This window comes from Pseudomonas sp. ME-P-057, from assembly GCF_030208975.1.
In the GTDB taxonomy this organism is placed as follows: domain Bacteria; phylum Pseudomonadota; class Gammaproteobacteria; order Pseudomonadales; family Pseudomonadaceae; genus Aquipseudomonas; species Aquipseudomonas lutea.
Genome location: NZ_JARVSX010000031.1, coordinates 12512 through 27831, shown reverse-complemented (window position 1 = coordinate 27831; position 15320 = coordinate 12512). Strand labels below are relative to the sequence as shown.

13 protein-coding genes are annotated in these 15320 nt (G+C 59.4%); all 13 read left to right on the top strand.

Annotated elements, in window-relative coordinates; genetic code table 11:
- Window positions 1–4 precede the first annotated feature (4 nt).
- The 13 genes from serC to QRN48_RS16010 all read left to right on the top strand — a co-directional run bounded on the left by serC (window position 5) and on the right by QRN48_RS16010 (window position 15254).
- Window positions 5–1090 (top strand): 3-phosphoserine/phosphohydroxythreonine transaminase, encoded by a 1086-nt coding sequence (gene serC, locus QRN48_RS16070; RefSeq protein ID WP_191945258.1) that lies wholly within the window; start codon window positions 5–7, stop codon window positions 1088–1090.
- A complete protein-coding gene (gene pheA / locus QRN48_RS16065) occupies window positions 1090–2184 on the top strand; it encodes a prephenate dehydratase (protein WP_191945259.1) in 1095 nt (364 codons plus the stop codon). Before serC ends, pheA begins: the two co-directional genes overlap by 1 nt.
- Window positions 2185–2268: 84 nt before the next feature.
- Window positions 2269–3381: a histidinol-phosphate transaminase gene (hisC, locus tag QRN48_RS16060; protein ID WP_285351653.1), complete on the top strand. Its 1113-nt coding sequence runs from the start codon at window positions 2269–2271 to the stop codon at window positions 3379–3381.
- On the top strand, window positions 3374–5617 hold the full coding sequence (locus QRN48_RS16055) for a bifunctional prephenate dehydrogenase/3-phosphoshikimate 1-carboxyvinyltransferase (RefSeq protein WP_285351651.1): 2244 nt from the start codon (window positions 3374–3376) through the stop codon (window positions 5615–5617). Before hisC ends, QRN48_RS16055 begins: the two co-directional genes overlap by 8 nt.
- On the top strand, window positions 5614–6303 hold the full coding sequence (gene cmk, locus QRN48_RS16050; RefSeq protein ID WP_285351649.1) for a (d)CMP kinase: 690 nt from the start codon (window positions 5614–5616) through the stop codon (window positions 6301–6303). Before QRN48_RS16055 ends, cmk begins: the two co-directional genes overlap by 4 nt.
- Window positions 6304–6424: 121 nt before the next feature.
- Complete coding sequence (gene rpsA, locus QRN48_RS16045) at window positions 6425–8116, top strand: 30S ribosomal protein S1 (protein WP_037011903.1); 1692 nt, start codon at window positions 6425–6427, stop codon at window positions 8114–8116.
- A gap of 270 nt (window positions 8117–8386) precedes the next feature.
- Window positions 8387–8686 carry an integration host factor subunit beta gene (gene ihfB, locus QRN48_RS16040; RefSeq protein ID WP_037011901.1) on the top strand — a complete coding sequence of 100 codons (300 nt, stop codon included), beginning with the start codon at window positions 8387–8389 and terminating at the stop codon, window positions 8684–8686.
- A gap of 17 nt (window positions 8687–8703) precedes the next feature.
- Window positions 8704–8943: a LapA family protein gene (locus tag QRN48_RS16035; protein ID WP_285351647.1), complete on the top strand. Its 240-nt coding sequence runs from the start codon at window positions 8704–8706 to the stop codon at window positions 8941–8943.
- A 193-nt stretch (window positions 8944–9136) separates the two neighbouring features.
- Window positions 9137–10510 (top strand): phosphohexomutase domain-containing protein, encoded by a 1374-nt coding sequence (locus QRN48_RS16030; protein WP_285351646.1) that lies wholly within the window; start codon window positions 9137–9139, stop codon window positions 10508–10510.
- Between the two features lie 123 nt (window positions 10511–10633).
- Window positions 10634–11602: a UDP-glucose 4-epimerase family protein gene (locus QRN48_RS16025; protein ID WP_285351645.1), complete on the top strand. Its 969-nt coding sequence runs from the start codon at window positions 10634–10636 to the stop codon at window positions 11600–11602.
- Entirely contained in the window at window positions 11599–12615 is a 1017-nt protein-coding gene (locus QRN48_RS16020; RefSeq protein WP_285351718.1) for an MraY family glycosyltransferase, read from the top strand. Before QRN48_RS16025 ends, QRN48_RS16020 begins: the two co-directional genes overlap by 4 nt.
- Before the next feature lie 111 nt (window positions 12616–12726).
- Window positions 12727–14721 (top strand): polysaccharide biosynthesis protein, encoded by a 1995-nt coding sequence (locus QRN48_RS16015; RefSeq protein ID WP_502944613.1) that lies wholly within the window; start codon window positions 12727–12729, stop codon window positions 14719–14721.
- A 197-nt stretch (window positions 14722–14918) separates the two neighbouring features.
- Window positions 14919–15254 carry a ComEA family DNA-binding protein gene (locus QRN48_RS16010; RefSeq protein ID WP_285351644.1) on the top strand — a complete coding sequence of 112 codons (336 nt, stop codon included), beginning with the start codon at window positions 14919–14921 and terminating at the stop codon, window positions 15252–15254.
- Window positions 15255–15320: the final 66 nt, after the last annotated feature.

Genomic DNA, 15320 nt, shown 5'->3' with positions numbered 1-15320 from the left:
GGATATGAGCAAGCGAGCCTTTAACTTCTGCGCAGGTCCTGCCGCGCTCCCTGAAGCCGTTCTGCTGCGTGCCCAGGCCGAACTTCTTGACTGGCATGGCAAAGGCCTGTCGGTCATGGAGATGAGCCATCGCAGCGACGAGTTCGTCTCCATCGCCACCAAGGCGGAGCAGGATTTGCGCGATCTGCTGTCGATCCCTTCCCAGTACAAAGTGCTGTTTCTTCAAGGCGGCGCCAGTCAGCAGTTTGCTCAGGTTCCACTGAACCTGCTGCCCGAAAACGGCACGGCCGATTACATCGAAACCGGCATCTGGTCTCAGAAAGCGGTTGAAGAGGCATCCCGTTACGGCAACATCAATGTGGCCGCCAGCGCCAAGGCTCATGATTACTTCGCCATTCCCGACCAGAGTGAGTGGAAGCTGTCCAGGGACGCTGCCTACGTTCATTACGTGTCCAATGAAACCATCGGCGGTCTGCAATTCAACGGGATTCCCGACACCGGCGACGTCCCTCTGGTGGCTGACATGTCTTCGGACATTCTCTCCCGCCCGGTCGACGTGTCGCGCTTCGGGATGATCTTCGCCGGGGCGCAGAAGAACATCGGCCCGAGTGGCATTGTTGTAGCGATCATCCGCGAGGACCTGCTGGGTCGCGCACGTTCGCTGTGCCCGACGATGCTCAACTACAAAGTGGCTGCCGACAACGGCTCCATGTACAACACGCCGCCCACGCTGGCGTGGTACCTGTCCGGCCTGGTCTTCGAATGGCTGAAAGAGCAGGGCGGCGTGGAGGCAATGGCCAAGCGCAACGACATCAAGCAGCGCACGCTGTACGACTTCATCGACGCCAGCGGCTTGTACAGCAACCCGATCAATCCGTCGGATCGCTCGTGGATGAACGTGCCGTTCCGTCTGGCCGATGATCGCCTCGACAAGCCTTTCCTGGCTGGCGCCGAAGCACGGAATCTGTTGAACCTCAAGGGTCACCGTTCGGTCGGCGGCATGCGCGCCTCTATCTACAACGCCATCGACATCGCGGCGGTCAATGCACTGACTGCGTACATGGCAGAGTTCGAGAAGGAACACGGCTAATGTCTGAACAAGAGCTCAAGGCGCTGCGGGTTCGCATCGACAGCCTGGACGAGAAAGTGCTGGAGCTGATCAGCGAGCGCGCTCGCTGTGCCCAGGAAGTTGCCCGGGTCAAGATGGCCAATCTGGCCGCTGGAGAAGAGCCGGTGTTTTATCGCCCCGAGCGTGAAGCAGCGGTGCTCAAACGGGTGATGGAGCGCAACCGCGGTCCGTTGAGCAATGAAGAAATGGCGCGGCTGTTTCGCGAGATCATGTCTTCGTGCCTGGCGTTGGAGCAGCCGCTCAAGATCGCCTATCTCGGTCCTGAGGGCACCTTCACCCAGGCTGCTGCGCTGAAGCACTTTGGCCATGCCGTCATCAGCAAGCCGATGGCGGCCATTGATGAAGTGTTCCGTGAAGTGGTCGCCGGCGCGGTCAACTTTGGTGTGGTCCCGGTGGAAAACTCCACCGAAGGTGCGGTTAACCACACCCTGGACAGCTTCCTCGAGCATGACATGGTCATCTGCGGCGAAGTCGAGCTGCGGATCCACCATCACCTGCTGGTCGGCGAGAACACCAAAACCGACAGCATCAGCCGTATCTATTCCCATGCACAGTCGCTGGCGCAATGCCGCAAGTGGCTGGACGCGCACTACCCGAACGTCGAGCGCATCGCTGTTGCCAGCAATGCCGAGGCGGCCAAGCGGGTCAAGGGCGAATGGAACTCGGCAGCCATCGCCGGTGACATGGCCGCAGGCCTCTATGGTCTGACCCGCATTGCCGAGAAGATCGAGGACCGCCCGGACAACTCCACGCGCTTCCTCATGATTGGCAATCAGGAAGTGCCGCCCACTGGCGATGACAAAACATCGATCATTGTGTCGATGAGCAACAAGCCGGGTGCCCTGCATGAATTGCTGGTGCCGTTCCATCAGAACGGCATTGACCTGACGCGCATCGAGACGCGTCCGTCGCGAAGCGGTAAATGGACCTACGTGTTTTTCATCGACTTCGTCGGGCACTATCGCGACCCGTTGATCAAGGCCGTGCTTGAGCAGATCAGCCAGGAAGCCGTGGCGCTCAAGGTGCTGGGTTCGTATCCCAAGGCTGTGCTTTGATTCAGCGTTCGACCCCGCGCAGCGTGTCTTGGTGACCGGCTGCGCGGACGCTTCTCGTCAAGATCAGAAAAGGTATAGCGGTACATGAGCGGCGACTTCCTCGCGCTGGCACAGCCCGGCGTGCAAAAATTATCGCCTTACGTTCCCGGCAAGCCGGTGGACGAGCTGGCGCGTGAGCTGGGCATTGATCCGGCGCGCATCATCAAGCTTGCGAGCAACGAAAACCCGTCGGGCCCAGGCCCCAACGTGCTGAAGGCGCTCAACGACGCGCTGGCGGAACTGACTCGCTACCCCGACGGCAACGGTTTCGAGCTCAAGCAGCGGCTGTCGCAGGCTTGCGGCGTGAACGCTGAGCAAGTGACGCTGGGCAACGGCTCCAACGACATTCTCGAAATCGTCGCCCGAGCCTATCTGGCGCCGGGCCTCAATGCGGTATTCAGCGAGCATGCGTTTGCCATCTACCCGATCGTCACTCAGGCCGTAGGTGCCCGTGCCCATGTAGCGAAAGCCAGAAATTGGGGGCACGATTTGCCCGCCATGCTGGCTTTGATCGACAGCCATACGCGGGTGGTCTTCATTGCCAATCCGAACAATCCCACCGGTACCTGGTTCGGCGCGGATGCGTTGGCCGACTTCCTGGCGAAAGTGCCGAAGAACGTCCTTGTGGTTCTGGACGAGGCTTATATCGAGTATGCCGAAGGTACCGACCTGCCGGACGGGCTCGACTTCCTGAACGACTACCCGAATCTGCTGGTGTCGCGCACGTTTTCCAAAGCCTATGGCCTGGCCTCTTTGCGTGTCGGGTATGCGCTGTCCTCACCTGTCGTGGCCGATGTGTTGAATCGCGTGCGTCAGCCGTTCAATGTCAACAGCCTCGCGCTCGCCGCTGCCTGCGCTGCGCTGGATGACACCGATTATGTTGCGCAGAGCCGCCGCTCGAACGCGTCCGGCATGCAGCAGATGGAAGCGGGTCTTCGCCAGATCGGCCTGGGCTGGATTCCATCCCGCGCCAACTTCATTGCCGTGGACCTGGGTCAGGAGGCCGCGCCGGTGTACGAAGCCTTGCTGCGCGAAGGCGTGATCGTTCGTCCCGTCGGCGGTTACGGAATGCCGAATCACTTGCGGGTGAGCATCGGTTTGCCGGCTGAAAACGAACGTTTCCTTGAGGCGCTGAGCAAGGTTCTGGGGCGTGGTTGATATCATGCCGTTGCAAACCGCGACGCCCGTGATAGGCCGTCTTGTGGTGGTTGGTCTCGGCCTGATCGGGGGTTCGTTCGCCAAAGGCTTGAAAGAAAGTGGCCTTTGCCGTGAGGTGGTCGGCGTTGATCTTGACCCTCAATCGCGCAAGCTGGCTGTTGAGCTGGGCGTAGTCGACCGCTGCGAAGACAATCTTGCCGCCGCTTGTGTAGGTGCTGACGTTATCCAGCTCGCCGTTCCTATCCTGGCAATGGAGAAGCTCCTCGGCGTACTGGCTGGCCTGGAGCTGGGCGACGCTGTGCTGACGGACGTCGGCAGCGCCAAGGGCAATGTCGTACGCGCCGCCCGTGAGGCGTTTGGCGTGATGCCGGCGCGCTTTGTGCCCGGCCACCCGATCGCGGGCTCCGAGCAGAGCGGGGTGGAAGCCTCCAACGCTCAGTTGTTCAAGCGCCACAAAGTAATCCTCACACCCCTGGCCGATACCGATCCGTTGGCTTTGTCGCTGGTCCACAGAATGTGGTCGGCGCTGGGTGCGGACGTTGAGCACATGCAGGTCGAACGGCACGATGAAGTCCTCGCGGCGACCAGTCATCTGCCGCATTTGCTGGCGTTTGGGCTGGTGGATTCGCTGGCCAAGCGCAACGAGAACCTCGATATTTTCCGTTACGCAGCCGGTGGTTTCCGCGATTTCACCCGCATTGCCGGGAGCGACCCGGTCATGTGGCACGACATCTTCCTGGCCAATCGCGAAGCTGTCCTGCGCACGCTTGATACCTTCCGCAGCGACCTTGATGCGCTGCGGGATGCCGTAGACGCGGGCGATGGTCATCAATTGCTGGGCGTATTTACGCGTGCGCGGGTGGCCAGAGAGCATTTTGGCAAGATTCTCGAACGCCGGGCTTATGTCGAGCCGGCAGCGCCCGCCGACCTGACTTTTGTCGCCCGGCCGGGCGGCGCGGTTTGCGGGCGGGTTCGCGTGCCCGGTGACAAGTCCATTTCCCACCGCGCGATCATGCTGGGCTCGCTCGCCACGGGGACGACGGTCGTCGAAGGCGTTCTCGAAAACGAAGACGCGCTGGCGACGGTGCAGGCGTTCCGTGACATGGGCGTGGTCATCGAAGGACCCCAGCAAGGCCGCCTCACGATTCACGGCGTAGGCCTTGATGGCCTGCAACCCGCGCCGGGCCCCATCTACCTCGGCAACTCGGGAACGTCGATGCGTTTGCTGTGCGGCCTACTGGCTGGGCAGCGTTTTGACAGCCAGCTGACCGGCGATGCCTCGCTGTCCCGGCGCTCGATGGAGCGGGTCATCGAGCCGCTGCGTCGGATGGGCGCCGTGATCGAAACGGCAGTAAACAGTCGGCCGCCCTTGACCCTCCGCGGCGGGCATTCGCTGACAGCGATCCGCTATGACATGCCGCTGCCGAGTGCTCAGGTGAAATCCGCATTGTTGCTGGCCGGTCTTTATGCCGAGGGCACAACAGTGGTGCACGAGCCGGCGCCCACCCGAGACCACACCGAGCGCATGCTGCAAGGATTCGGCCGCCTGATTTCAGCCGAAGACGATAGTGTCTCTGTCCGGCCGGGGAGAGCGCTTACGCCGTCGCGCATCGACGTCCCTGCCGACCTCTCTTCAGCGGCGTTTTTTCTGGTGGCGGCCTCCATTGCCCCGGGTTCCGAGTTGCTTCTTGAAGGCGTGGGCGTCAATCCGACGCGCGCGGGGGTGATTGATGTTCTGCGCCTGATGGGGGCGGACATCACGCTGCAAAACCCGCGAGAAGCCGGCGCGGAGCCGGTAGCCGATCTCCACGTGCGCCATGCGCCTCTCAAGGGCATCACCATTCCTCAGGGGCTGGTGCCGTTGGCCACTGACGATTTCCCCGCCATCTTTATTGCTGCAGCCTGTGCCGAAGGACGAACGGTGCTGCGTGGCGCTCGGGCGTTGCGCGCCAGTGAGTCCGACCGGATCAGGATCATGGCCGACGGTCTGGCAACGTTAGGCATTGCTGTCGAAGTCACCGCAGATGGCATCATTATTGATGGTGGGGCCATGGGTGGTGGTGAAATCAATGCCGAGGCCGATCCGCGCATTGCCATGGCATTCAGTATCGCGTCGCTGCGTGCGGCCAGCCCGATCCACATTCAGGGCTGCGCCGCTGTGGCGACTTCTTTTCCCAGTTTCCTGACGCTCTGTGCGCAGGTGGGTATTCGTGTAACGCAAGAGGGGCAATCGTGAAAGTTCAAGCTCCGGTCATTACGATCGACGGACCCAGCGGTTCCGGGAAGGGCACGGTGGCCGGCAAGCTGGCCAAACGTCTGGGGTGGTCGCTGCTGGATTCTGGCGCGCTGTATCGGCTGCTGGCTTTTGCCGCCGTCAATCATCGCGTCGACCTGACCAATGAAGAAGCGCTGAAGCTGCTCGCGGCGCATCTGGACGTGCAGTTCATGGCGTCAACCGACGACCATGGTCAGCGCATTATTCTGGAGGGCGAGGATGTAACCCTGGCCATCCGCAACGAGCAGGTCGGCAGCGGTGCATCGAAAATCGCCTCGCTGCCAGCCGTGCGCGAAGCATTGCTGCAGCGTCAGCGGGCCTTTCAGGAGTTCCCCGGCCTGATAGCCGACGGACGGGACATGGGCACAGTGGTCTTCCCTGCCGCGCCCCTGAAGGTATTTCTGACCGCCAGCGTCGAAGAGCGTGCCCGCCGGCGATATTTGCAGTTGAAGGCCAAGGGTGACGATGTTAGTCTGCCGAGTCTGCTAGATGAGATCCGTGTCCGCGACGAGCGCGACACCCAGCGAGCGGTAGCCCCGCTAAAGCCGGCGCATGACGCCATTCAGCTGGATTCCACCGAATTATCCATCGAGCAGGTGTTGGAACGCATCCTGAGCGAAGTCGCACTCCGCGATCTCGCCGGATGACCAGAGAGCCATGTGGGAGACCAGTCATAGTCCCGCAGGCTTTCTTTCATATGAACGAAACCCACGTTGTCTGGAGCGTGGCAGATGGGCGTTTTCTTCGCCCTTATCAACAGGAATTAAAATGAGCGAAAGCTTTGCTGAACTTTTCGAAGAAAGCCTAAAGACCCTTAACCTTCAGGCCGGTTCGATCATCACCGCGATCATCGTCGATATCGATTACCAGGCTGGTTGGGTCACCGTTCACGCTGGTCTGAAGTCCGAAGGCCTCATCCCGCTGGAGCAGTTCCACAACGATGCTGGCGAGCTGACCATCAAGATTGGCGATGAAGTCCACGTTGCGCTGGACGCGGTCGAAGACGGCTTTGGCGAAACCAAGCTGTCCCGCGAAAAAGCCAAGCGTGCAGAGTGCTGGATCGTTCTGGAAGCGGCTTTCGCAGCTGAAGAAGTGGTCAAGGGCGTTATCAACGGTAAGGTTAAAGGCGGCTTCACAGTCGACGTTAACGGCATCCGTGCGTTCCTGCCAGGTTCTCTGGTTGACGTCCGTCCAGTGCGCGACACCACGCACCTGGAAGGCAAAGAGCTGGAATTCAAGGTCATCAAGCTGGACCAGAAGCGCAACAACGTTGTCGTTTCCCGGCGCAGTGTCCTGGAAGCCGAAAACAGCGCCGAGCGCGAAGCTCTGCTGGAATCGCTGCAGGAAGGCCAACAGGTCAAGGGTATCGTCAAGAACCTCACCGATTACGGCGCATTCGTCGATCTGGGTGGCGTCGATGGCCTGCTGCACATCACGGACATGGCCTGGAAGCGCATCAAGCATCCATCTGAAATCGTCAACGTTGGCGACGAGATCGATGTCAAGGTCCTGAAGTACGATCGCGAGCGCAATCGTGTTTCCCTGGGTCTGAAGCAACTGGGCGAAGACCCATGGGTTGCTATCAAGGCGCGTTACCCGGAAGGCACTCGTGTCACCGCTCGCGTTACCAACCTGACCGACTACGGCTGCTTCGCAGAGCTGGAAGAAGGCGTGGAAGGCCTGGTACACGTTTCCGAAATGGACTGGACCAACAAGAACATCCACCCTTCGAAAGTCGTTCAGGTTGGCGATGAAGTGGAAGTCATGGTTCTGGACATCGACGAAGAGCGTCGTCGTATCTCCCTGGGCATCAAGCAGTGCAAATCTAACCCGTGGGAAGATTTCTCTGGCCAGTTCAACAAGGGCGACAAGATCTCCGGCACCATCAAGTCGATTACCGATTTCGGTATCTTCATTGGTCTGGACGGCGGCATCGACGGCCTGGTTCACCTGTCCGACATCTCCTGGAACGAAGTGGGCGAAGAAGCCGTACGTCGTTTCAAGAAGGGCGACGAGCTTGACACCGTGATCCTGTCGGTTGATCCAGAGCGTGAGCGCATCTCGCTGGGTATCAAGCAGCTGGAAAGCGATCCGTTCTCCGAGTACGTCACTGTCAATGACAAAGGCGCTATCGTCCGCGGTATCGTTAAAGAAGTTGACGCCAAAGGCGCCATCATCACTCTGGCCGACGACATCGAAGCGACCCTCAAAGCTTCCGAAATCAGCCGTGACCGCGTTGAAGACGCGCGTAACGTTCTGAAAGAAGGCGAAGAGATCGAAGCCAAGATCATCAGCGTTGACCGCAAGAGCCGCGTGATCAGCTTGTCCATCAAGTCGAAAGACGTTGAAGACGAGAAAGAAGCGATTCAGAGCCTGCGTAGCAAGCCTGAAGCCGCTGAAAGCACTGGTCCTACCACTCTGGGTGACCTGCTGCGTGCTCAAATGGAAAAGCAGAACTAAGTTCTGTCTGACCATTCAAAAAGGGCGACTTCGGTCGCCCTTTTTTGTGGGCGGATGGTTTTGCTTTCTGGCTGCGCAGTGTCCGCTAACGGCGGACGCACAGCCTCAAGTCTTGCCTCGCACCTCGGTTGATGAGCGATTCAGTAGCTTGCTTCTCAAGTTCTTCGAATCGGACTCATTTAACTCTGGACACAGACTGTTCAAATGTCTCAGGTCATGCTAAAACCTTCAAAGCGCTTTACCTAGCTGCTTGAAAAAGAAGGGAAAAATATGACGAAGTCGGAGTTGATCGAACGAATTGTCACCCATCAAGGACTGCTCTCATCCAAAGATGTGGAGTTGGCCATCAAGACCATGCTTGAGCAGATGTCGCAGTGCCTTGCGACGGGCGACCGTATTGAAATACGCGGCTTCGGCAGCTTTTCCCTTCACTATCGCGCACCCCGCGTGGGTCGCAATCCCAAGACAGGACAATCCGTCAGCCTTGACGGCAAGTTCGTCCCGCACTTCAAGCCAGGTAAAGAGCTCCGTGACCGGGTGAACGAAGAAGAGGAGCATGAGCTCCAATAGCTCTTTGAGGAGTTCTCATGCGAAACCTTAAACGCCTGATCTTTATTCTCATCGACCTGTTGATCGCAGCGGCGATTGTCGTATTCGTGCTGGAAAACCAGCAAAGCTTCGCTCTGGTATTTTTCGGCTGGAATGCGCCTGAGTTGCCCGTTGCTGTGCCGGTGATCTTCGCGTTGTTGGTGGGCATGATGATCGGCCCGCTTTTGGTTTCAGTCGCGCGGCTGCGCAAGAAGCCCAAGGCGTCACGTTTGCCCTGATAGAATCGCTGCGCGCGGCTGTCACGGCTCGCGCCAAAGATAATTACAAGCGCCTCTATAACTAATCTTCTTTTTCAATGCCTAACCCACGCCTCAAGCTGTCAGGCGCGAGGGTTGCGTGCAGTTCGCCATTGAGCTGCTTTTACTGAACAGAGGAACCTTCGGGTTTTTTTCGTCGCATAGGTATCTACACATGAGTTCGGACTTTCCTGCTATTGAGACTCGCTGCTTCAAGGCCTACGACATCCGGGGTCAGGTGCCCAATGATCTGGATGACGACATTGCGTACCGCATCGGGCGGTCCATGGTCGTTGAGCTGGGTGCCAAAAATATCGTGGTGGGCCGAGACATGCGTCTCGAAAGCCCGGCGTTGGCTCAGGCCTTGATCAAAGGGATCCAGGAAGCCGGCGCAGATGTCATTGACATCGGCCTGTGTGGGACCGAGGAAGTGTATTTCGCGACAAGCCACTACGCCGCAGACGGCGGTGTGATGGTTACCGCCAGTCATAACCCGAAGGGTTATAACGGCATGAAGCTTGTGCAGAAATCGTCCCGTCCCATCAGCGGTGATACCGGCCTGGATGCCATTCGCCAGCGCGTTGATGCAGGCGATTTCGGTCAGGCTGCAGCTCAGCACGGTAGTGTCCAGTCCAAGCCGGATAAAACCGCTTACATCGAGCACCTGCTGACCTATGTCAAAGGCGCCGAGCTTCGTCCGTTGAAAATTCTCGCCGATCCGGGCAACGGTGCAGTGGGTCCTGCGCTGGACGCTATCCGCGCCCAGCTGCCGTTCGAATGGGTGATCATCAACGCGGAACCGGATGGCAACTTCCCGAACGGCGTACCCAACCCGCTGCTGCCGGAAAATCGCAGCATCACCCGCGACGCGCTGCTCAAGCACGGTTGCGATCTGGGTCTGGCCTGGGACGGTGACTTCGACCGCTGCTTCTTCTTTGACGAACAGGGTCGTTTCGTAGAGGGCTATTACCTGGTTGGCTTGCTGGCCGAGATGCTGCTCAAGCAACATCCGGGTTCGAAGATCATCCACGATCCGCGACTGACCTGGAACACGATTGACCAGGTCGAGCAAGCGGGCGGTACGCCAGTGCTGTGCAAAACCGGTCACGCGTTCATCAAGGAGCGCATGCGCCTGGAAGACGCTGTCTACGGTGGCGAGATGAGTGCACACCATTATTTCCGCGATTTCGCATACTGCGACAGCGGCATGATCCCTTGGCTGTTGGTCGCTGCGTTGATGTCGGTATCCGGCAAGAAGTTCTCGCAGCTGGTTGACGAGCGCATGGCGGCTTACCCGTGCAGCGGCGAAATCAACTACAAGGTCGACGACGTCAAAACCGTCATCGCCAAGATCTTCGATCATTACTCCCCGTCCTGCTCGAACATCGACAAAACCGACGGCATCAGCCTTGAATTCGCCGAGTGGCGTTTCAACCTGCGCGGTTCGAACACCGAGCCTTTGCTGCGCCTGAACGTCGAAAGCCGTCGTGACCCAGGCCTTGTCGAAGCCAAGGTCAAAGAAATCGAAGCATTGCTCGCCAGCAAGTGATACATCGGTCCAACGGCGGCTGCCTGAACGGCAGCACCGTTGGCCAATCCCTCTTCAATGGCTCCGCTGTCTTTCAATCGGCAGCGAGGGCTCGCCTCAAATCAACAAACGCATGGACCGGATATGACCAGAAAGATCCTGGTGACGGGCAGTTCCGGATTCCTGGGGACTGCGCTGGTTGAGCATTTTGCAGGTCTGTCGGACACACACACTGTCGCGGTCAGCAGAAGGGCGATGGCCCACACTGACTCCCACGTCACGAATGCAGTGATACCAACGCTGGATGCCGACACTCAATGGCAGCCGGTGCTGCAGGGCGTTGACACGGTTGTCCACGCGGCGGCGCGAGTGCATGTCATGCACGACACGGCGGCTGACCCTCTTTCGCTGTACCGCGAGGTCAATGCCCTCGGCACGCTTAACCTGGCCAGCCAGGCGGCCAGCGCTGGTGTTCGCCGTTTCATCTTCATCAGCACCATCAAGGTCAACGGTGAGTCGACCGGGCGTGGTCAGTGCTTTCATGCAGATGACACACCCGCGCCAAGCGATCCATACGCGGTCTCCAAGTACGAAGCCGAGCAGGGGCTTATGGCCCTGGCAAAAAGCAGCGCGATGGAAGTCGTGATCATCCGCCCAGTGCTGGTCTACGGACCTGGCGTTAAAGCCAACTTTCTGCAGTTGATGCGCGCTCTGCGCCGCGGCGTGCCACTGCCGCTGGGTGGTGTCAACAATGCTCGCAGTCTCGTGTCTCTTGATAACCTGATCGACCTCATCCGCGTGTGCCTGGATCATCCAGCCGCTGCCAACGAGGTATTTCTGGTCAGTGATGGTCAGGATCTGTCCACACGTGACCTGGCTAATCTGCTCAAGCGACATCTGCCGGCATCGAGTTGGCTCATTCCCGTTCCAGAATCCCTTATCATGCTCGGCGCCACGTTGCTGGGGCGCAAATCCGCGGCTGAACGCGTGTTGGGCTCGCTGCGCGTGGACATCGGCAAAACCCGCGAACGGCTGCAATGGCAGCCGCCAGTGTCGGTAGAGGACGGTCTGAAGAAGACCGTCGAGCATTTTCTGGTTACGGATCGAGCATGAATTATTGGTGGGTCGCGGTCGCTGTTGGGGTGTTTTCATTTGCGCTGACGCATGTGTTGCGACGCTATGCGCTGCACAAGAGTCTGCTCGATATCCCGAACGGCAGGAGCTCGCATACCGTTGCGACGCCACGCGGCGGCGGGGTGGCCATCGTGGTCAGTTACTTGGTTGCGCTGGTCTGGATGCTTTCTGCAGGGCTGATGGCGCGTGATCCATTTCTCGCCATGTTCGGGGCCGGTGTACTGATCGCGGCGCTGGGGTTTCTTGACGATCACGGCCACATCGCTGCGCGCTGGCGCTTGCTGGGGCATTTCCTTGCAGCGGCCTGGGCGTTGTTCTGGCTGGGCGGTCTTCCGGCGATCGATGTGTTCGGCATGACGCTCGCTCCGGGCCTGGTCGTGAACGTGCTGGCGGCCTTCTACCTGGTGTGGCTGCTCAATCTTTACAACTTCATGGACGGTATCGACGGGATCGCCAGTGTGGAGGCGATCTGCGTGTGCATCGGCGCGGCGATCATCTACGCACTGAGCGGTTTTGCCACTTTAATGTGGTTGCCCGTCCTGCTCGCCTGCGCAGTGGCCGGCTTTCTGATCTGGAATTTCCCGCCGGCCAGGATCTTCATGGGGGATGCCGGTAGCGGGTTCCTCGGCATCATGCTCGGTTGTCTGTCACTGCAGGGCGCGTGGATTTCCTCGCAGTTCTTGTGGGTATGGCTTATTCTCCTCGGGGTTTTCATCGTAGACGCTACAGTAACCCTCATCCGTCGGCTCATTCGGGGCGACAAGGTCTATGAGGCTCACAGAAGTCACGCTTATCAATTCGCCTCGCGACGATTTGGCAAGCACCTTCCGGTGACGTCCGCAGTCGGCGTAATCAATCTCTGCTGGCTGCTGCCGGTCGCGGTGGGTGTCGCCCGGTTCGGGCTCGACGGTGCCCTCGGCGTGATCATTGCTTATGCTCCGTTGCTTGTTCTGGCCTTCGTCTTCAAGGCTGGAGCGCTGGAAAAGAGCTGAGTGCGAGCTGCCTGCGCTGACGGTGACGACCACGGTTCTCATGCGGGGCAGGAATCAATAGCCGTCATAGGGGTCGACTGAAAGGACCATGAACGCGTGTCTGAGGGGATGATGGAAAAACTACGCACTTCGTTGCTGGCCTTGCCTCGCCGGCACAAGCGGATCATGCAGGTCGCCGCAGACGTCTGTCTGATCTGGTTCGCGTTGTGGATGGCGTTTGTGGTGCGTCTGGGCATCGATGACCTCATCAATCCTCTTGAAATGCACACCTGGCTGTTCGCAAGCGCGCCAGTGGTAGCGATCCCCTTGTTCATCCGTTTCGGCATGTACCGTGCGGTGATGCGCTACTTCGGCAATGACGCGCTGATTGCGATCATCAAGGCGGTCAGCCTCTCGGCGTTGATTCTCGGCATCGTGGTCTACCTCTACAGTAACCATCAGCATGTCGTGCCGCGCTCGGTCATGTTCAATTACTGGTGGCTGAGCATGGTGATGATCGGCGGTCTTCGCCTGGCCATGCGACAGTATTTTCTCGGCGACTGGTTCTCCGCCGCCCGTCATGTGCCCTTTGCCACCCGCGACGATGGCCTGCCCAAAGTGGCGATCTATGGGGCCGGCGCTGCAGGGAACCAACTGGTGGCGGCGTTGCGCATGGGGCGGTCCATGCGCCCTGTAGCTTTTATCGATGACGATGACTCGATCTCCAATCGAGTGATTTCGGGTCTGCAGGTCTACAAGCCCAAGCACATTCAGCAAATGATCGATGTCACGGGTGCGCAGGAGATTCTGCTGGCCATCCCGTCGTCCGCGCGGGCGCGCCGCAGGGAAATCCTCGGCTTTTTGGAGGGCTTCCCGCTGCACGTTCGCAGCGTTCCGAACTTCTCTGACCTGGCGGCGGGTCGCGTGAAAGTCGACGATCTGCAGGAGGTCGACATTGCCGACCTGCTGGGGCGTGACGCGGTGCCTGCGCAGGAGGAACTGCTCGAACACTGCATCAAGAACCAGTGCGTGCTGGTAACCGGGGCGGGCGGTTCGATTGGCTCGGAGCTGTGCCGGCAGATACTGCTGCTCAAGCCAACCACGTTGTTGTTGCTCGACCACAGTGAATTCAACCTCTACACGATCCTCACGGAGCTGGAGCGGCGTGTTGCCCGTGAGTCGCTCAAGGTCAAGGTGCTGCCGATTCTCGGCTCGATCCGCAACCACGCCAAGTTGCTGGATGTGATGAAGACCTGGCAGGTCAACACCGTCTACCACGCTGCGGCGTACAAACACGTGCCGATGGTCGAGCACAACATCGCCGAGGGCGTGTTCAATAACGTGGTGGGCACGCTCAACGCCGCCCAGGCTGCATTGCAGGCAGGTGTGGCCAACTTTGTGCTGATCTCCACCGACAAGGCGGTGCGCCCGACCAATGTCATGGGCAGCACCAAGCGCCTGGCCGAACTGACGTTGCAAGCGCTGAGCCGCGAGACGGCGCCGGTCATGTTCGGCGACCGCTCCAATGTGCATCAGGTCAACAAGACCCGGTTCATCATGGTGCGATTCGGCAACGTGCTGGGTTCGTCCGGCTCGGTGATCCCGCTGTTTCATCAGCAGATCAAGTCCGGTGGGCCGCTGACGGTGACGCATCCGAAAATCACCCGTTATTTCATGACCATTCCCGAGGCGGCGCAGCTGGTCATTCAGGCCGGCTCCATGGGGCAGGGCGGCGACGTATTCGTGCTCGACATGGGCGAGCCCGTGCGCATCATCGAGCTGGCCGAAAAGATGGTGCACCTGTCGGGCTTGAGCATTCGCTCGGAACACAATCCACAGGGCGATATCGCCATCGAGTTCACCGGCCTGCGTCCCGGCGAGAAGCTGTACGAGGAGCTGCTGATCGGTAACAACGTGGCAGCGACTCGTCACCCGATGATCATGAGTGCGCAGGAAGATTTCCTGTCGTGGGACGTGTTCAAGCAAAGCCTGTCGCAGTTGGTCAAGGCGCTGGACGATGACGACTATGACCGGGTTCGGCAAATTCTCGCCGACACCGTCAGCGGTTATGCGCCCGAGGGCGAAATTGTCGACTGGATTCATCAGCAGCGCCGTCGAGAGCCGTGATCTGCGGACCCGCGAAACCTTTGCTTACTCAGTGGTTCCGAACCGCATCAAGGCGACAGAGCCCGGGCTGAAAGGCCTCTCGGTGACGTACATATCCGGTCACCGATCCCTGCGTTGACGCAGCGCCGCCATCGGCTAGGTTTGGGAAGCAGCTCAGGAATGCTGCTTCCACTTACGATGCCCATGGAGCATGACTTATGCGTACTTCTTACCTGTCCTCACTGATCTTCGCATTGCTGGCGAGCACTTCCCTCGCCGTGACGGCCGCGCCCGCTGCCGTTCCTTCGGCAGACGTCAGCAAATCTGCCACCGCCGCCCCACCAGTCGGGCAGAGTGCCAAGGTCAATCTCAACTCGGCCAGCGCGGAAATCCTCCAGAAAGAACTGTCCGGCGTCGGTGCCGCCAAGGCCAACGCCATCGTCGCGTACCGTGAAGAACATGGCGGCTTTACGGCGGTCGACGAGTTGATCGAAGTCAAGGGCATCGGCAAGGCGCTCCTGGACAAAAACCGCGACAAGCTCTCCATTGACTGAACACCCTGTAGCAAAAGGCCGATCTCAGATCGGCCTTTTTTTTGCGTCCGCCTGCCCACAATTTTG